Genomic DNA, 17,942 nt, shown 5'->3' with positions numbered 1-17,942 from the left:
GCTGATCACGGGCACCGCCGCGGTGGGCCTCGGGGTGCTGGGCCTGGCCACCCGGCAGGAGATCAAGCGCTGGTGGTGGCGGATGCCCGGGAACGACAAGCCCCGGATGGAGGGCCAGGTCGACGACGCCCGCGCCCGGTGGGTGGCCGCCTCCGAGGCGAACATGCGCCGCGGGGACCGCCCCTCGGACTTCGGCATCGACAGAGTGATCGTCCACGTCACGCAGGGCACCGCCGCGGCCGCCGTGAAGGTCTTCCGGAACCCGGCGCACCAGGCCGCGGCCCACTACATCGTCTGCCAGGACGGAGAGATCATCCAGATGATCCGCGAGCTGGACGTGGCCTTCCACGCCGCAAACAGGGAGTACAACGAGCGCAGCATCGGCATCGAGCACGAGGGCTGGACGGACCGCCCGCAGGACTTCACGGACGCGATGTACCGCTCCTCCGCCAAGCTCACCGCCGGTATCTGCTCCCGCTACGGCTTCCCCGCCGACCGGAAGCACATCATCGGCCACAACGAGGTCCCCGGCGCCGACCACACCGACCCGGGCCGGCACTGGGACTGGGACCGCTACATACGTCTGGTGCGGAACGAGATGAAGGTGGAGAGCACGCTGCGCCGCAGGTGAGCGGCGCCGCGACGGGGGCGGCGGTGTGCGGGGGCCACCGCCGGCAGTGACAGAGGCGGCGGCCGTGGCCGGACTACCAGAAGGCCGGCCGTGGACGGACCACCTGGCGGCCGACCGGAGCCGCCAGGAGACCAGGCCCGGAGGCAGCGGGCGGGCGCTCAGGAGGCGGCGGGCGGCAGCCAGCCAAGGGGCGGCGAGCGGGCGGCCAGGAGACAGCAGGGGGGCGGCGGGCGGCAGCCAGCCAAGGGGCGGCGAGCGGGCGGCCAGGAGACAGCAGGGGGGCGGCGGGCGGCTAGCTCAGGCCCGCGTTCCGGGCCCGGTCCACGACCGGGCCGATGGCCTCGGCCAGCGCGTCCACGTCGGCCTTGGTGGAGGTGTGGCCCAGGGAGAAGCGCAGGGTGCCCCGGGCCAGGTCCGGATCGGTGCCGGTGGCCAGCAGCACATGGCTGGGCTGGGCGATGCCCGCCGTGCACGCCGAACCCGTCGAACACTCGATCCCCTGGGCGTCCAGGAGGAGCAGCAGCGAGTCGCCCTCGCAGCCGGGGAAGGAGAAGTGGGCGTTGGCGGGGAGCCGGCCGGCCGGGTCCGGGTCGCCGTTGAGCACCGCGTCCGGCACGGCCTCGCGGACGGCGGCCACCAGGGCGTCGCGCAGGGCGCCCACCTCGCGGACGAAGTCCTCGCGCCGCTCGACGGACACCCGCGCGGCCGTCGCGAACGCGGCGACGGCGGGGGTGTCGAGGGTCCCGGAGCGCACCTGCCGCTCCTGGCCGCCGCCGTGCAGCAGTGGCACGGGGGTGAACTCGCGCCGCAGCAGCAGGGCGCCGACGCCGTACGGGCCGCCGGTCTTGTGTCCGGTCACGGCCATGGCCGCCAGGCCGGACTCGGCGAAGGAGACATCGAGCTGTCCGAACGCCTGCACCGCGTCCGAGTGCAGCGGCACCCCGAACTCCTCGGCCACCGCCGCCAGTTCGCGGATCGGTGTGGTGGTGCCGATCTCGTTGTTCGCCCACATGACCGTGGCCAGCGCCACCCCGGACGGGTCCCGCTCGATGGCCTCGCGCAGGGCCTCGGGGTGCACCCGCCCGTGGGCGTCCACCGGCAGCCACTCGACGCGCGCGCCCTCGTGTTCGGCCAGCCACTCGACGGCGTCGAGGACCGCGTGGTGCTCGACCGGGCTGGCCAGCACCCGCGTCCGCCTCGCGTCCTGGCCCCGGCGGGCCCAGTACAGCCCCTTGACGGCGAGGTTGTCCGCCTCGGTGCCGCCCCCGGTGAAGACCACCTCGCTGGGCCGGGCGCCGAGCGAGGCCGCCAGCGACTCCCGCGACTCCTCGACCGTGCGCCGGGCCCGCCGGCCCGCGCCGTGCAGCGAGGACGCGTTGCCGACGACCGCGAGCTGCTCGGTCATCGTCCGCACCGCCTCGGGCCACATCGGGGTGGTGGCGGCGTGGTCGAGATAGGCGGGGTGGGCGGTGTCAGCCATGATTCCCCGATTCTACGGGCCTTCCCGGGGCGCACGACCGGCGCGTGGGGGCGGAGGAGCGCGGGAGGGGAGAAGCGGATGTGTCCGGGGGGCTGCGCGGGACGCGTCCGCCCTGGTGTGATCACGCCATGGACGAGACGACGCCTCCGCCCTGGGACCACTGCGGCCTGGGCGCGCACGAGCGGGACCCGGTCGGCTGCCGCGGGATACGCGCCGGCTCCCGTCCCCGGTGCCTGGCGCACCTCACCGGGGACGGCAGGCGGGAGTGGCTGGCCCTGCTGGGCCCCGGGGCGGACGTGGACCTGCGGGGGACGCCGGTGAGCGGGGAGCTGCTGGCGGAGCTGTGTTCCCGGCTGCGCCCCGGGGACGGCGCGGCCCCGCGCTTCGGGAGCGCCGACTTCTCCGGGGCCCGCTTCGAGGAGGCGGGGGCACCGCTCTCCTTCCGGCAAGCGGTCTTCGAGGGGCCGGTCCGGTTCGTGGACGCCTCGTTCCGCGCGGGCCGGGAGGTCTTCCTCGACCGGGCGCGTTTCGAGGCCGAGGTGTGGCTGGACAACGCCCGTGTGGAGGGCGTCCTGCGGCTGCGGCACGCCGTCTTCGCGGCACCGGTGTTCCTCGGGCCGCTCGTCTGCTCGGACACCGTGGACCTGACGGGCGCCGTGTTCGAGGGGGCGGCCCGGTTCCGGATCGCCGCCCCGCTGGTGCGGTGCGTCAACGCGCGCTTCGACGGGCCGGCCTCCTTCCAGTTGCGGTACGCCCGGCTCGCCCTGGAGGGCGCCCACCTCCAGCAGCCGAGCACCGTGATGACGAGCCACCACTTCGCCGCTCCCCCCGAGCACGTGCCGGCGCGGCAGCGGCCCGTCACCGTGTCCGTGATGTCGCTGCGCGAGGTGGACGCCTCGATGCTGCTGCTGTCCGACGTGGATCTGAGCGGCTGCCTGTTCGCCGGCACCCACCACCTCGACCAGCTCCGGCTGGAGGGGCGCTGGGACATGAGCGCGGCCCCCAGCGGTGTGCGCTGGCACCGTGGCGTGCCCTACTGGTGCACCAAGCGGTACGTCATCGAGGAGGAGCGGCGGTGGCGGGCGATCCGCAGGCGCCCGGCGTCCCGGCACAACTGGGGGGACGCGCCGGCCCGTGACCACGACGCCCCCGGTCTGGCCGCGCTGACCACCACCTACCGCCAGCTGCGCAAGGCGCGCGAGGACGCCAAGGACGAGCCGGGGGCGGCGGACTTCTACTACGGCGAGATGGAGATGCGGCGCTACAGCCGCGGCTGGCGGCACGCCGAGCGCTGGCTGCTGACCCTGTACTGGGCGGCCTCCGGCTACGGGCTGCGCGCCTCCCGGGCCCTGGCCTGGCTGGCCGCGTCGATGCTGGCGACGGTGCTGCTGATGATGGCCGTCGGCCTGCCCGACACCCCGGCCCGCCCCTACCCCGCGGGCTCCGGTCTCACCGGGAAGCAGCCGCCCGGGCTGCACCGTCCCCTGCCGGAGCGCTTCACCGCCGAGCGGGCCGGTAAGGCGGTCGACGTGGTGCTCAACTCGGTGGTCTTCCGCTCCAGCGGGCCGCGTCTGACGCGCGCGGGCGGCTATCTGGAGAAGGCCGCCCGGCTGGTGGAGCCCACCCTGCTGGGTCTCGCGGTGCTTGCTGTGCGGAGCCGGCTCAAGCGCGGGTGAGGCACCGGCGGCCCGCCGTCAGGAGGCGGCCGGGGGGCGGATCAGCTCGCGGTGGGACTCCTGGAGGCCGTCGGGCAGGTCGTCGGGGGAGAACCAGCGTGCTTCGCGTATCTCCATGGTGTCGAGCTTCAGGGTGCCGCCGGTGCAGAGGGCCTCGTAGGCCACCTCCAGGCGCAGCCGGTAGCCGCTCCGGAGGCGTACGAGCGCTCCCGGCTCGACCGTCAGGCCCGTCTCCTCCCGTACCTCGCGCACCACCGTCCGCGCGAAGTCCTCGCCCCTGACGGCGAATCCGGTGGGCAGCCCCCAGGCGCTGTCCGGTGACCACAGGCGGTGCCGCAGCAGGAGGACGCGGCCGTCACGGTCGCGCACCACGCCCGTGACGCCGACCACGAACTTGGCGTGCGCCAGCCACAGGAGACGCCACTGGAGCGGCCCGCGCAGGGAGTGCCAGACGCGGGCGACCAACTGTTTCATGCCTGCCTCCCCTCGGTGGACACCCACCCTGACGCATCACGGGTGGCCCGCCCAACCCCGCCGCCCGCGGTGTGCGGCCGGCCGGCGCGGGTCACACCGTCGCCGCTTGACCTTCACACCAGTGTGAAGGTTTGAAGATGCGGTCAGGCAGAGGGCAGCACGCCCCACGACCCTCGACCCTTGAGGTGAACACGCATGGACAACACGCTCTTCCCCTACAGCCCCCTCACCGAACGGGAGCCCCTGCACTGGCCGGACGGCGCCCGGATCGCCTTCTACGTGGGGCTGAACGTGGAGCACTTCGAGATCGACCGTCCCGCGACCAGCATCTACCCGGGCACCGCCGGCCTCTCGCCGGACCCGCTGAACTTCGGCTGGCGGGACTACGGACCCCGGGTCGGCATCTGGCGGGTGGCCGACATCCTCGACAAGCACGGCATCCGTGCCAGCGTCATGCTCAACTCCGATGTCGTCGACCGCTATCCGCAGATCATCGAGGCCGGGCGGCAGCGCGACTGGGCCTGGATCGCACACGGCAAGAACAACAACATCCTCCAGGCGGGCATGGAGCCCGACGAGGAGCGCGCCTACCTCACCGAGGTCGTCGAGACCATCGAACGCGGCACCGGCCGCCGGCCCCGCGGCTGGCTGGGCCCCGGCCTCACCGAGACGTACGAGACCCCGCGGCTGCTGGCCGGGCTGGGCCTGGACTACGTACTGGACTGGGGCAACGACGACCAGCCCTACCCGCTCGCGGTGGACGGCATGTTCAGCGTCCCCTACGCGGTCGAACTCGGCGACATCCAGATGTTCGTGGGCAAGTCCCTGAGCGGCCCGGAGTACGTCCGCATCGTCAAGGACCAGTTCGACCAGCTGCTCAAGGAGGCCGAGGAGAGCGGCAGCGGACGGGTGATGCCGCTCGTCCTGCACCCGTTCGTGATCGGCCAGGCGTTCCGCGCCAAGTACCTCGACGAGGCGCTGGAGTACATCGCGGGACACCCGGCCACCTGGCTGACCACCTCCGACGAGATCGCCGCCCACTACGCCCGCACGGCCGCCTCCGCCGCCCCCGGGCCGGCCGCCGGGTGACCCGCGGCCGGGCTCAGGCCCGGTTCTCCGCCTGGAACATCCAGTGCTCCTTCTCCAGGTCGCCGGTGAGCCGGATGAAGACGTCCTCGGTGACCGGGTCGACCGGGCCGACGGCCTTCATCCGCTCACGGGCCTTGGTGATCACCGCGCTGAGGGCCTCGACCATCAGGCGCACCGCGTCGTTGTCGGGGAGCCAGCCCTCCTTGACGGTGGCGAGGGCGCTGCCGCCCGCGACGCTGACCGAGCGGCCGTCCGGGCTGATCCCGAGCGCGGACGCCCGCTCGGCGACGGTGTCGGAGTACTGGCGGGCGGTGTCGACCACCTCGTCGAGCTGGAGGTGGATGGACCGGAAGCGGGGCCCGACCACGTTCCAGTGGATCTGCTTGGCGACGAGGGAGAGGTCGATGAGGTCGAGCAGCGTGCCCTGGAGCGCCTCGGCGACGGTCCGCAGGTCCGCTTCCGGGAGCGTGCTCTTGACTGTGTAGGTCACCTTGCGTCGCTTTCTCTCGAATTGCGGCTTTCCATGCACAACGTAAGCGCGCGGAGGGAAAGGGACATATCGGGGGCAGCCGTGGCGTGCGACAGTAGCCCGGTTGCCCCCGGCGGCCTACGCCCGGGCGAGCTGGCGGGACTGGGCCACCAGCCGGTCGGCCGAGTCCCAGACCTCCGCGTCCTCCTCCAGGAAGCCGGTGGCCAGGTTGCGGGTGGTGATGGCGACCCGGAGCGGGCCGGGGGCCGGGCGGGCGCGGACGTGGACGGTGAGTTCGACGGTGGGGACCCAGCCGGTGAGGCCGAGGTCGAAGCCGGTCGGTGGCAGCGCGTCCACCGCCATCAGCAGCGAGAGCGGGTCCGCGTCGCGGCCGTCGGCCAGCTGGAGCCAGGCCCGCATCCGGCCGCGCATACTGGGCGCCCCCAGCGCCCAGCCGCAGGTCTCCGGGTCGAGCCGCAGATCGAGCCGGTGGCCCATCTCGGGGACGGCGGCGGCGCCGCCGGGGTGGTCGGTGGCGCGGAAGCACTGTTCGCGCGGCGGCATGGCGGGCGGGGTGGCGCTGGTGCGGATCTCGCCGGAGAGGGCGTCGAGGTCGCCGTAGGTGGCCAGGACGCGGATGCGCTCGACCTCGTTGCCGCGCTCGTCCGTCTGGAAGAGGCCGGCCGAGGCCGTGGAGACGGTGCGGCCGCTGCGGGCGGTATCGGTGCGGATGGTGGCGGGCCCGGCGACGGTGGCCGTCAGGTAGTGGGCCGTGATCGTGAACGGATCCGGGTGCGGGAGCGCTTGGCGCAGCGCCCGGCCGAGGACGGCCAGCAGGTAGCCGCCGTTGAGGGCCTTGCCTATCGCCCAGCCCGGCGAGAGCCGCGCCTCGTGGACGCCGGGCTCACGGGTGCGGACGGCCGTGTCCCGGTCGAACTCGCTGGTGGCGGGCGCATGGGCGGCGGGCGGGGCGGTGACCTGAGAGGGAGCGTCGGACATGAGGGCACCGTACACCCCGTTTGTTACTCGTGGGTAGCCACTAGGCGCGGTCGCTGCCCGCCCGCTCCGCGTCCAGTGTCGCGCTGCTGCGCTTCCAGGCGCGCGGGGCACGCCAGTTGTAGCGCAGGGCCAGCAGCCGCAGGACGAACGCCAGCAGCGCCGCGCCCACCGCCGTGGTGGGCCGCACCTCGTCGAGGTGGATCAGGAGCGCCACCGCGCTGGAGCCGACGATCGCCGGCACCGCGTAGATCTCGCGGTCCCAGCGCAGCAGGGAGGGCACCTCGTTGGCCAGCACGTCCCGCAGGACACCGCCGCCGGCCGCCGTGGCCAGGCCCATCACCACCGAGGAGGTGAGGCCGAGCCCGTACTCGTGGCCCTTGAGCGTGCCCGTCACGCAGAAGAGGCCCAGACCGGCGGCGTCGAAGACGTTCACCGCCTTGTTGATCCGCTCCACCTGCGGGTGCAGGAAGAAGACCAGAGCGGTGGAGACGAGGGGTGTGAGGAAGTAGCCCAGATCGGTGAAGGCCGCCGGCGGCACCGCCCCGATGACCACGTCCCGGAAGATGCCGCCGCCCAGGCCGGTGACCTCGGCGAGGACGGCGATGCCGAAGACGTCGAAGTTGCGGCGGACGGCCAGCAGGGCACCGGAGACGGCGAAGACGAAGATACCCGCGATGTCCAGCCAGTGCTGGAGGGTCGGGTTGAAGAGGGTGTCCACGCGCACCTTTGTATCGGGCCGGTGCACGCGCCCGCGGCCCTGCCCTCCCCGCCCCCGGGTGCCGCCGGCCCGGCAGCGGCGCCCGGGGGCGGGACGGCTAGCGCGCCTCCTTGGCCGCGGCGGCCGTGCGCAGCAGCTCGGTGTCGCCCGGCTCCTGGTCGGGGGCGTTCTCCGGGTGGTGGCACGCCACCTGGTGGCCGGGGCCCAGGGACACCAGCGGGGGCTCCTTCGTCCGGCAGACCTCCGTCGCCTTCCAGCACCGGGTGTGGAAGCGGCAGCCGGACGGCGGGTTCATCGGGGAGGGCACATCGCCCTGGAGCAGGATCCGCTCCCGCCCCTGTGCGGCCTTGCGGCGCGGGTCCGGCACGGGCACCGCCGACAGCAGCGCACGGGTGTAGGGGTGCATGGGCGTCTCGTACAGCGACTTGCGGTCCGTGATCTCGACGACCTTGCCGAGGTACATCACGGCGATCCGGTCCGAGACGTGCCGGATGACGGACAGGTCGTGCGCGATGATCACATAGGTGAGGCCCAGCTCCTCCTGGAGGTCGTCCAGCAGGTTGACGACCTGGGCCTGGATGGAGACGTCCAGCGCCGAGACCGGCTCGTCGGCCACCACGAGCTTCGGGTTGAGCGCCAGCGCGCGGGCGATGCCGATGCGCTGGCGCTGACCGCCGGAGAACTCGTGCGGGTAGCGGTTGTAGTGCTCGGGGCTGAGCCCGACCACCTGGAGCAGCCGCTGGACCTCCTTCTTGACACCGCCCTCGGGCTGCACCCCCTGGAGCTTGAACGGGGCGCTGACGATGGCGCCGACCGTGTGCCTGGGGTTCAGCGAGGAGTACGGGTCCTGGAAGATCATCTGCACATCGCGGCGCATCGGCCGCATGCCGCTGACGCCCAGGTGCGTGATGTCCTTGCCCTCGAACTCGATCTTCCCGGCGGTGGGCTCCAGCAGCCGGGTGATCAGACGGCCCATCGTGGACTTGCCGCAGCCCGACTCCCCCACGACGCCGAGGGTCTCGCCCGCGCGGACCTCGAAGTCGATGCCGTCGACCGCGAGGACGGCGCCGACCTGCCGCTTGAAGAGACCCTTGGTGACGGGGAAGTGCTTCTTGAGGCCGCTGACCTTCAGCAGCGGCTCGCCCTCGCGCGGCTCGGCGAGCGTGCCCGGGCCCGCCGGCTCGGAGCCGGTGGCCGGGGGCTTCGCGGGGTTCGTCATCGGCTCGTCGTCCTCACTCACTTCGCGCTCACAGCTTCGGGGCAATCTCTTCGTTCCAGATGCGCTCCCTGTCCTCCTGCGCCATGTGACAGGCGGACAGGTGCCCGGGCTTGACCTCGCGCAGCTCGGGCCGCGTGGTGCGGGTGACGTCGCCCTTGGGGATGTCCGCGTACGGGCAGCGCGGGTTGAAGGCGCAGCCGGAGGGGACGTTGATGAGGCTGGGCGGCGAGCCCTTGACCGGGATGAGGCGCTCGGCCCGGTCCCGGTCGATGCGCGGCATGGAGCCCAGCAGGCCCCAGGTGTAGGGGTGCTGCGGCTCGTAGAAGACCTGCTCCGCGGTGCCGTACTCGACACAGCGTCCGCCGTACATCACCAGGATGTCGTCGGAGAGTTCGGCGACGACGCCCAGGTCGTGGGTGATGATGATGACGGCCGAGCCGAACTCCTTCTGCAGATCGCGGATCAGGTCGAGGATCTGCGCCTGGACGGTCACGTCCAGGGCCGTGGTCGGCTCGTCGGCGATCAGGAGTTCGGGGTTGTTGACCAGCGCCATGGCGATCATCGCGCGCTGGCGCATCCCGCCGGAGAACTCGTGCGGGTAGCTGTCCACCCGCTTCTTCGGCTCGGGGATGCCCACCCGGTCCAGGAGTTCCACGGCGCGCTTGCGGGCCGTCTTCTTGTCGACGTCGTGGTGGACGCGGTACGCCTCCACGATCTGGTGGCCGACGGTGAAGAAGGGGTGCAGCGCGGAGAGCGGGTCCTGGAAGATCATGGAGATCTCCCGGCCGCGCAGTTTGCGGACCGTGTCCGGGTCGGCGCTCAGCAGTTCCTGGCCGTTCAGCCAGATCTCGCCGGAGAGGCGGGGCCGCTGCCTGCCGTACTGGCCGACGGTGTGCAGCCCCATGATGCCCAGCGAGGTCACGGACTTGCCGGAGCCCGACTCGCCGACGATACCGAGGGTCTTGCCCTTCTCCAGCGTGAAGGAGAGCCCGTCGACCGACTTGACGACGCCGTCCTGGGTGGGGAAGTGCACCCGCAGGTCGCGGACCTCAAGGAACGAGGCCGGCGGCTCCTTGGCCGGCGCGGGCTCGCCGGTCGCGGTACCCGTGGCGGGCAGGTCCGCGGCGGCATCGCCGGCCGCCCCGGCCGCGGTGACGCCGGTCCCGGCGGTGTCGCCCTTGGTGACGTCCGCCTTGGTGACGTCGGTCTTCCCGTCCTCGGGGGACGTGTGCTCGTGGTCGGTCATCCCAGCCTCACTCGTGGGTCGATCACGCCGTACAGCAGGTCCACGACGAGATTCGCGATGACAACGGCGGTTGCGGTGATGAGGGTGACACCCAGGATCAGCGGCAGGTCGCGGTCGTTGATCGCCTTGAGTACGGCCTGGCCGAGCCCGGGGATGCTGAAGGTGGTCTCGGTGAGGATCGCGCCGCCCATCAGGGCGCCGATGTCGATGCCGAGCAGGGTGAGGACCGGCGTCATGGTGGAGCGCATGGCGTGCTTGCCGATGACGACCTGCTCCTTGAGCCCCTTGGCGCGTGCGGTGCGGATGTAGTCCTCGCCCATCACCTCCAGCATGGTGGCCCGGGTGAGCCGGGCGTACATGGCGCCGAAGAGGAAGGCGAGGGTGATCCAGGGCAGGATCATGCCGCTGAACCACTTGCCGGGGTTCTCGCCGAACGGGGTGAACTGGTTGCTCACCAGGCCGAGCTGGTAGGCGAAGATCGCCAGCGTGATCAGACCGGTGAAGTAGACGGGCAGCGAGACGCCGGCCAGCGCGCCGGACATGGCCAGCCGGTCCCACAGGCTGCCGCGCTTGAGCGCGGAGAGCACGCCGACGGTCAGGCCGATGATCAGCCAGACGACCGCGGCGCCCAGCGCCAGGGAGAGCGTGACCGGGAGGCGGTCGGTCAGGACGGGCCAGATCTCCTGCTCGGTACGGAAGGAGTAGCCGAAGCAGGGGGCCCCGCAGTGCGTGGTGTCGCCGGCGGCGGTGTAGTCCCGGCCGACGAACAGGCCCTTGAAGAACTCGAAGAGCTGCACCAGGACCGGATCGTCCAGCTGGAGCTTCTGGCGGACGGCTTCGATGCTGTCCTTGTCGGCCTGCTTGCCGACGAACATGGTGGCCGGGTCTATCCCCGTCCACTTGGGGATGAGGAAGAAGATGCAGAAGACCGCCAGGATGATGACGACCAGCATCACTGCGACGGCGAACAGCCGCCTGATGAGGTATGTGAGCACTGCTCTTTGGCCGCCCGTCGGCGGTCCGGCCCGCTCCCGGTCAGGGAGCCGGCGGCCGGACCGCCGTGGCGGCCTTCACCTGCCCTTCGTGCCAGCGGCGGGTGGCGCCGTCAGATGGTGATGTCAGTGGCGGTTGGTGACCGGGCGGGTCACTTGACGCCGAGGGACGCGAAGTCGTACCAGCCGCTGTAGGAGTCGGCCGCGTAGACGTTGGTGAGCCGGTCCGAGCGCCACTGGACGACCTTCAGGTAGGTCAGCGGCAGGTAGTAACCGCCCGCCATGACGTTCTTGTTGACCTCCGCGTACTTCTCGGCGGCCTTGTCCGGGTCCAGCTCGGCGATGGCGTCGTCGAGGCCCTTGTCGATCTTCGGGTCGTCGATCAGCGCGTAGTTGTTGTTACCGTTGTCCCGGATCTTGGAGCTGTGCCACAGCTCGATGCCGTAGCCCTGGCCGCTGGGGAAGTCGGGGCCCCAGCCGTAGAGGACCATGCCGTAGCCCTTCTTCTTGACCGTGGCCTGGTTGCCCACGATCGAAGAGCCCTGCGCACCGTCGAACTGGTCGATCTCGACCTTGATGCCGACCTTCTTGAGCGACGCCTGGATCGACTCGGCGGACTTCACATCGGCCTTGTCGGTGCTGCGCACGGCGAGCGTGGTGCTGAAGCCGCCCGGCTTCCCGCACTTCTTCAGCTCTTCCTTGGCCTTGGCGGCGTTGGGCTTGCCGCCGTCCTTGAGGATGCCGTACTGGTCGTCGTTCTTGTCGTAGCCCGGGATGACCGGCGGCAGCATGTTGTGCGCCAGGGCACCGCCGGCGGTCGGGCCGCCGCGCGCGGTCTGGACCGACTTGTGGTCGGTGCCGTAGATGGCCGCCTTGCGGCAGTGGATGTTGTCGAACGGCTTCACGCTCTGCGGGAAGGCCACGTACGAGATGAAGCCCGCCTGCGGGTTGTCGACATTGCCCTTGTGCTGCTTGAGGGCGGTCTGCCGGCCCTGGACCTCCATGCCGCGCTGGTTCAGGTCGAGGTCGGCGTCACCGTTGATCAGACGCTTGTCGCGCGCGTCCGGGTTGTTGGTGAGCAGCGTGACCTGGATCTGGTCGGGCAGCGCCTTGCGCAGCGGGTCGCCCTGCCGGTCCCAGTGCTTGTTGCGGACCAGGAGCAGCGACTTGTTCGGGGTGTACGACTTGAACTTGTACGGGCCCGAGGAGAACGGCCGCAGGGTGTACTTGGATTTGGTGTCCTTGTCCTTGCGGACCGGCGAGTTGGTGGGCATCGCCAGCATCTGCTCGAAGTCGCCGTTGGCCTTCGGCAGATGGAACTCGATGGTCTTGTCGTCGGGCGTCTTGATGCCCTCGAACTCGCTCTTGTCGTCGTAGGGGCCCTTCCACTTGCCCTCGGGGTCGAGGACGTCCTTGAGGTAGGTGGGCCCGCCGGACAGCGTCTTCTGCGCCCACTGGCGCTCGATGCCGTACTTGACGTCCTGGGAGGTGATCGGCTTGCCGTCCTCCCACTTGAGGCCGTCCTTGAGCCGGTACTTGTAGACCTTGCCGTTGTCCGATATCTGGGCGTCGTCGGTGGCCAGGTCGGGCTTCAGGTCCAGGCTCTTCTGCCCCGGCTTGGGGGTGTAGCTCACCAGCTGGCGGCTGTAGTAGCGCGCGAAGTCGAAGGCGAACGCGTAGTACATCCGGGTGGTGTCCCAGGAGTCGGCGTCCTGGACACCGACGAACTTCAGGGTCCCGCCCTTCTTGTCCGAGGCGTTGGCGACATGGTTGACGCCCGCGTTGTACTCGCCGCCGCCCTCGCTGTCGCTGTTGCCGCCGCAGGCCGAGGTGGCCAGCAGCGTCGCGGCGGCGACGGCCGACACCGCCGCCAGCCTGCGCCTCGATGTGCGTAGGGTTGTCACGTCTCGCAACCTCCGTGGTAGGTCACGGCCCGCACGGGCTGGGCGGGGCCGGGGTCTGGGGTGGGGGGTCAACGGGTCCCCTTCGGGTCCAGTGCGTCGCGTACGCCGTCTCCGAAGAGGTTGAAGGCGAGCACGGTGATGAAGATGGCGACACCGGGGATGATCATGTACATCGGGTCGGACTCGTAGTACGTCACGGCGTCCGAGAGCATGGACCCCCACGAGGCGGTGGGCGGCTTGACGCCCACGCCGAGGAAGCTGAGCGCGGCCTCGGTGAGGATGTTGGTCGGGATCATCAGCGTCGTGTACACGGTGATCGGCGCGACCAGGTTCGGCAGCAGTTCCTTGCTGATGATGTAGCCGCGCCCCGCGCCCAGGCTCCGGGCCGCCTCGATGTACTCCCGCTCGCGCAGGGAGAGCACCTGGCCGCGCACGATGCGGCCGATGTAGGGCCAGCCGAAGAAGCCGATGACCAGGATCATCACCAGCAGCCGCACGCCCGTACCGGTCAGTCCGAGCAGGTCGTTCGGCATGACGGAGATCAGGGAGATGATGAACAGCAGCTGCGGGAAGGCCAGCAGCATGTCCATCACGCGGCTGATGACCGCGTCCAGCCAGCCGCCGAAGTACCCGGCGAGCGTGCCCAGGACGGTGCCGAAGACGACGGCGACGAAGGCCGAGAGGAAGCCGACCAGGATCGAGACCCGGGCGCCGTAGACGATCCGGGCCAGGATGTCGCGTCCGCTGACCGGCTCGACACCGAGCAGATGCTCCCCGGAGATACCGCCGAGGGCGCCCTTGGGCGTGCTGAAGAGCGGGTCGATCAGGTTCTCGTGGCGCTCGTTCGGCGACTGCCCGGTCAGCGCGGTGATCGCGGGAGCGAAGATCGCGACGAGGATCAGCAGCAGGACGATCGCGCCGCCGGCCAGCGCCACCTTGTCACGCTTGAGCCGCTCCCAGGCGATCCGGCCGAGCGAGCGGCCCTCGATCGCCTGCTCGGACTTGCCGGCCGGCTCCACGACCGCGGTTCCCGCGGGCGTTTCCTCGTGCAGTGGTGCCGTCATCGTGGTGGGGACCCCTTCTCGACCGGCAGTTGACCAGTCCACGCACACCGCTGTAGCGGTCGAAGTTTGAAGGACGTTCGCAAGCCGTTCGTCGGGGAGGCTGGTGCGCGGCCTCCCTGTGGCTTATGGCTCGGGAGTCTTCATCGCGGTCACGATCAGTCGCCAGACCTCCCAGGGAAAGGATGCGCAACTGTGATGTGACGCGTCATGTTCCGTTATGCGGACGGAAATTGACGTTCAGCGGTGCCGGACCAGGCGTTTTGCCCTGTTCCAGGCCCTTGTGCGGGGTCGGTTTTCAGAAGGGCCTGGGGTACCCGTAACCGAAGCCGCCCGCCGCCGGTCCGGGGGCCCCGTACCCGGTACGGACCTGGGCGTCACGGTCGAAGAAGGGGCGGGACTGGCGGCGCAGCCACATCGCCACCGGGTCGAAGTCGTCCGCCATGGCGACGCTGGAGACGGGCAGGCCCTCCGGGGCCGCCGAGACCGACTGGGCCATCATGCGCCGCGCGGCGTCGACGGAGGCCGGCGAGTTGTCGTAGAGCTCCAGCCCGATGGCCAGATACGGCACCCCCAGCGCGGGCCGCACCCAGGCACGGCGCAGCGAGCGGACCGCGGGGGTGTGGTGGGCGTTCTGCGTCAGCAGCGCGTAGAACTGCGGGATCTCCAGGGTGGGTTCGCTGATCCGCAGGGGTCCGGCCGGCAGCTGGTCGAGGCCGACGGCGATGCGGCGCAGATCCAGCCAGGGGATGCCGACCCCGCCGCCCGGAGCGTGCGGATTCAGCCAGATCCCCCAACGGTCGGGGAAGAGCGCGGCGGCGATGTCCCGGCCGCCCACCACCTCGTGGGCCCGGTTCCAGCCGGAGGCCGCCAGCTCCTGCGGGGAGGTCACACAGGGTGCGTAGCCGTACCCGGCCACCTCCATGTTGCCGTACTGCGCGTCCGGCGAGCCGGCCCGGCCGTTCCACAGCAGCATCCACAGCCGGCTGCCCGCGAGCACCTGGAGGAGGGCTTCGTAGTTCTCGAAGGAGTCGTGGGCTCCCGGCGTCACCCGCCGCAGGAGCATCTCGACGCTTCCACCCGCGCTCACCTGGGCCGCCCTTCCACCACTGCCGCCGTTCCTGCCCGTCTCGTCGCTGCGCACCGCTATCCAACCAGCTTAAGAGCGGGCCCGGACATCGGTACGCCCCTTGCGGGCCGCTCCTGCCCGTCCCCCGGTTCAGACGCGCAGCGGCGCCTCAGACCTGACCCGCACGGGTGTAGAAGGGGCGGACGCACTGCCGCATCCAGTCCACCACCGGGTCCTCGGCCGCATCCAGCAGCACCATCTGGACGGGCCAGCGCACCTGGGCCTGGTGCAGCGCCCGGCCGAGCGCGTCGTGCGCCGCCTGTCTCGACTCGGGCTCCAGCAGGTCGAGTTCCACGCCGACGAACAGCGCGGGCGCGTCGCCCTCGATGCTGGCGAGCCCCCGGCGCGCGCTCCGCACGAACGGGAGCGCGGCGAACTCGGCCGAGGCGGCGGCCAGGAACGCCAGCGGGTCGTCCTGCCAGTCCGGCTCGAACAGCCGCACCCGCGCACCCCGCGCGACACCGGCCACCGCCTGCTCCGCGGGGGTGTTGGCACACAGCTCCGCGACCGCCTCGGCGGGCAGCGGCACCCCGACGGTGCCCTCCGGGTTGACGGCGATGCCCACCCCCGGGGGGAGGCCGCGCGCGAACTCCCTGGCCGGGGCGATGGTGAAGGACATGTGCGCACCGGCGACGCTGAGGAACTGCTCCTGGGAACTGAAGACCGGCACGTAGACGGCGCCGTCCAACTCGATGGTGGGCAGGTCGAGTTCCCGGCTCTCGCGGCTGCCGCCCTCGGGCAGCGGCACCCAGACGCTGCTGCGGCCGAGCACCTCCAGCAGCCGGGCGCCGGCGTGGGGGACCTGGACCGAGGCGGCGAGCGCCTCCTCCAGCTCGTTGCCGGGCCAGCCGCCCCCGTGCCCGGGCCCGAAGTGCTGCGGCTGCTGCGGCTGCGGGGGCTGGGAGGGAACTGTCATGTGCACCAGCCTATCCATGATCCCGGTGCGCTCCGAAGGCCCGGGGCGGCCACCGCCGGCCGGCGGACCGGACGGATGGCCGGGGCGGCGGACCGGGCGGGCGGTCGGGGCGGCGGACCGGGCGGGCGGCCCGAGCCAGAGTGACCACGTATGGCCACTCTCCGGTTGCGTTGCGTGCATACCAGCCGAAAAGTGGTGTGCGTCCCATTACGTGCCGCCTGGCACGCTGACTGGAGGAAAGCACATGCGTGTGAACAGGATCACCGCCGCCGCCGTCACCGTCTCCCTGGCCGGTTCCCTCGCCATCGGGGCGGCGGGCGCCGCGTCCAGCGCACCCGCCCAGCACTCCCCGGGGGACAGGAAGGCCGACCGCGCCGACCGGCACGACGCCCAGTCGGCCCGGGTCGCCCGGCAGGCGGACGCCCTGCGCGGCGGGCTCCGGCCGCTGAACCAGCTCACCCGCGTCGTCGCCGCGGTCACCCAGCTGAAGGAGGGCAGGCTCTCCCCCGCCCAGGCGGCACGCTACCGCGGGGAGATGAACAAGGCCCTCCAGCCGCTGATGCCGCCCCAGGCGGCATCCGGCCAGGAGCCCCGGGCCGAGCGCCGAGCCCGCGACATGACGGCCAGGGCCGCCGCCGACCTGCGCAGCCGGACGGAGGCGCTGCTCAGCGCCGCCGTCAAGGGGACGCCCCAGCAGCGGACCGCCGCCGCGAACCGGGCCCTGACCGGCGGCTCCAATCTGATGGCCGCCATGCTCTACGGCGGCAGGCTGCCGGCGGCCGATCTCAAGGGGCTGCCCCGGATGCAGCCGGCCGGCGGGGTGAAGCAGCCCGCCAAGCCGGACCCCTCGGAGGACCAGGACACCCTCCAGCAGCGTCCGCCCGCCGAGCACAAGCCGGCGAAGCCCCAGCCGCACAAGCCCGCGAAGCCGCAGCACAAGCCGCCGGCCGGGCAGCAGGGGCCGGTCCCGCAGGACCAGGAGCACAAGCCGTCCCAGCCGGGCAAGCCGGCCAAGCCGCCGGCCGGGCAGCAGGGGCAGGGCGAGGAGCAGGGGCAGCACAAGCCGTCCGCGGCGAAGCAGCCGAAGAAGCCGCAGAAGCCGCGGAAGGAGCAGGGCCCCGGCGAGCAGGGTCAGGACGCTCCCGGCCACGCGTCGCCGGAGCAGGCCCCGCAGGGCTCCTCCGCGCAGGGGGAGCGGCCGGTCACCGCTGAAGCGGGCCGCTGACCCGGGCGGCGTCCGCCGTCCTGTCCCCGTCGGCGGCCCTCTCCCCCAGGTCCCGGCCCCTGTCCCCGCCCGCGGTCCGGCCGCCCCTCCCTGGTGGCGGGACCGCGGGCGCCGGCACCTTCGGGGCGGCCGTGGCGGGCGCGGTCCGCGGCACCGGGCGCACATGGGTGGTCACCGTCATGGGCACGGCGGCGGGCAGCGGTTCGAAGAGGACGGCGCGCAGGGCCTGGGCCGAGCCGCGGTCCAGCAGGAGGGCGGAGGCGCAGCCGCGCGGCAGCCGTCCCGCCTCGGCCGCCGCCCGCAGCCTGCGCACCGCGCGCAGATGGCGGCGGAAGGCGTAGCCGGAGACTCCCCGGCCGCGCGCCGCCTGGCCCTCCAGCGCGTCCTCGGGCGTCACGTCGAGCAGCAGCAGGTGGAGCGCCCGGCCCCGCCGCACCGCGTCCCGGGCGAGCCAGCGGCGCACCCAGCTCTGTGTGCCGCAGTCGTGCACCACGACCGCGGCGCCCGAGCCGAGCGCGGCGCGCAGCCGGGCGTAGTGCGCCATCCGCACCAGCGGGCGGTAGACGCCGTAGGGCAGCCAGCGCGGCACGCGCCGCTCCCAGCGCTCGCGGGTGTCCTGGGAGTCGATGCGCACGACGCCGGCGCGCGCGGGCACGGCCGCGCGCATCAGGGTGGACTTGCCGCCGCCGGGCAGTCCGGAGACGACCACCACGT

Annotated in this window: 17 protein-coding genes; 4 read left to right on the top strand and 13 right to left on the bottom strand. The window is 72.1% G+C overall.

The features are described from left to right. The coding region (locus tag FM076_RS23690; RefSeq protein ID WP_430625932.1) for an N-acetylmuramoyl-L-alanine amidase at nt 1-631 on the top strand (631 nt) is incomplete at its 5' end. Between the two features lie 292 nt (nt 632-923). Here the strand turns inward: FM076_RS23690 and FM076_RS23685 are convergent. Continuing rightward, nucleotides 924-2,111 (bottom strand): cysteine desulfurase family protein, encoded by a 1,188-nt coding sequence (locus FM076_RS23685; protein WP_173872960.1) that lies wholly within the window; start codon nt 2,109-2,111, stop codon nt 924-926. A gap of 128 nt (nt 2,112-2,239) precedes the next feature. On the opposite strand from FM076_RS23685, the gene FM076_RS23680 reads away from it, so the two are divergent. Next, nucleotides 2,240-3,787, top strand: a complete 1,548-nt coding sequence (locus FM076_RS23680; protein WP_173872959.1) for a pentapeptide repeat-containing protein — start codon at nt 2,240-2,242, stop codon at nt 3,785-3,787. Nucleotides 3,788-3,805: 18 nt separating this feature from the next. On the opposite strand, the gene FM076_RS23675 is transcribed toward FM076_RS23680, so the two are convergent. Continuing rightward, the gene (locus FM076_RS23675) at nt 3,806-4,261 is read right to left on the bottom strand and encodes an NUDIX domain-containing protein (protein ID WP_173872958.1); all 456 of its coding nucleotides are present in this window, start codon (nt 4,259-4,261) and stop codon (nt 3,806-3,808) included. A 195-nt stretch (nt 4,262-4,456) separates the two neighbouring features. On the opposite strand from FM076_RS23675, the gene FM076_RS23670 reads away from it, so the two are divergent. Continuing rightward, nucleotides 4,457-5,350 carry a polysaccharide deacetylase family protein gene (locus FM076_RS23670; RefSeq protein ID WP_173872957.1) on the top strand — a complete coding sequence of 298 codons (894 nt, stop codon included), beginning with the start codon at nt 4,457-4,459 and terminating at the stop codon, nt 5,348-5,350. Between the two features lie 13 nt (nt 5,351-5,363). Here the strand turns inward: FM076_RS23670 and FM076_RS23665 are convergent, their stop codons facing one another. The 10 genes from FM076_RS23665 to FM076_RS23620 form a co-directional block, all read right to left on the bottom strand. Beyond that, nucleotides 5,364-5,840, bottom strand: a complete 477-nt coding sequence (locus tag FM076_RS23665) for a DNA starvation/stationary phase protection protein (RefSeq protein WP_173872956.1) — start codon at nt 5,838-5,840, stop codon at nt 5,364-5,366. Between the two features lie 117 nt (nt 5,841-5,957). Continuing rightward, nucleotides 5,958-6,818, bottom strand: coding sequence for a thioesterase family protein (locus FM076_RS23660; protein WP_173872955.1), 861 nt, complete (start codon nt 6,816-6,818; stop codon nt 5,958-5,960). 40 nt (nt 6,819-6,858) lie between these two features. Beyond that, a complete protein-coding gene (locus tag FM076_RS23655) occupies nt 6,859-7,536 on the bottom strand; it encodes a TRIC cation channel family protein (RefSeq protein WP_173872954.1) in 678 nt (225 codons plus the stop codon). 97 nt (nt 7,537-7,633) lie between these two features. Then, nucleotides 7,634-8,776, bottom strand: a complete 1,143-nt coding sequence (locus FM076_RS23650; protein ID WP_428814987.1) for an ABC transporter ATP-binding protein — start codon at nt 8,774-8,776, stop codon at nt 7,634-7,636. 7 nt (nt 8,777-8,783) lie between these two features. Continuing rightward, complete coding sequence (locus FM076_RS23645) at nt 8,784-10,001, bottom strand: ABC transporter ATP-binding protein (RefSeq protein ID WP_243274617.1); 1,218 nt, start codon at nt 9,999-10,001, stop codon at nt 8,784-8,786. Then, complete coding sequence (locus tag FM076_RS23640; RefSeq protein WP_173872953.1) at nt 9,998-10,996, bottom strand: ABC transporter permease subunit; 999 nt, start codon at nt 10,994-10,996, stop codon at nt 9,998-10,000. Before FM076_RS23640 ends, FM076_RS23645 begins: the two co-directional genes overlap by 4 nt. Before the next feature lie 149 nt (nt 10,997-11,145). Beyond that, nucleotides 11,146-12,897 carry an ABC transporter substrate-binding protein gene (locus FM076_RS23635; RefSeq protein WP_173872952.1) on the bottom strand — a complete coding sequence of 584 codons (1,752 nt, stop codon included), beginning with the start codon at nt 12,895-12,897 and terminating at the stop codon, nt 11,146-11,148. 68 nt (nt 12,898-12,965) lie between these two features. Beyond that, on the bottom strand, nt 12,966-13,961 hold the full coding sequence (locus FM076_RS23630; protein WP_173872951.1) for an ABC transporter permease: 996 nt from the start codon (nt 13,959-13,961) through the stop codon (nt 12,966-12,968). 295 nt (nt 13,962-14,256) lie between these two features. Then, nucleotides 14,257-15,024, bottom strand: coding sequence for an enhanced serine sensitivity protein SseB C-terminal domain-containing protein (locus tag FM076_RS23625; protein ID WP_173874958.1), 768 nt, complete (start codon nt 15,022-15,024; stop codon nt 14,257-14,259). A 172-nt stretch (nt 15,025-15,196) separates the two neighbouring features. Further along, complete coding sequence (locus FM076_RS23620) at nt 15,197-16,003, bottom strand: enhanced serine sensitivity protein SseB C-terminal domain-containing protein (RefSeq protein WP_173872950.1); 807 nt, start codon at nt 16,001-16,003, stop codon at nt 15,197-15,199. 244 nt (nt 16,004-16,247) lie between these two features. Between FM076_RS23620 and FM076_RS23615 the strand changes: the two genes are divergently transcribed. Beyond that, complete coding sequence (locus tag FM076_RS23615; protein WP_173872949.1) at nt 16,248-17,228, top strand: hypothetical protein; 981 nt, start codon at nt 16,248-16,250, stop codon at nt 17,226-17,228. Here FM076_RS23615 and FM076_RS23610 read toward each other — a convergent pair. Further along, nucleotides 17,206-17,942: AAA family ATPase (locus tag FM076_RS23610; RefSeq protein ID WP_173872948.1), on the bottom strand; the 737-nt coding region annotated here is incomplete at its 5' end. The genes FM076_RS23615 and FM076_RS23610 overlap by 23 nt on opposite strands.

It is taken from the genome of Streptomyces albus subsp. chlorinus (assembly GCF_013302895.1).
GTDB classification, from domain to species: Bacteria; Actinomycetota; Actinomycetes; order Streptomycetales; family Streptomycetaceae; genus Streptomyces; species Streptomyces chlorinus.
Note: the sequence above shows the minus strand (reverse complement) of the source record. Positions and strands in the feature narration are given on the sequence as shown.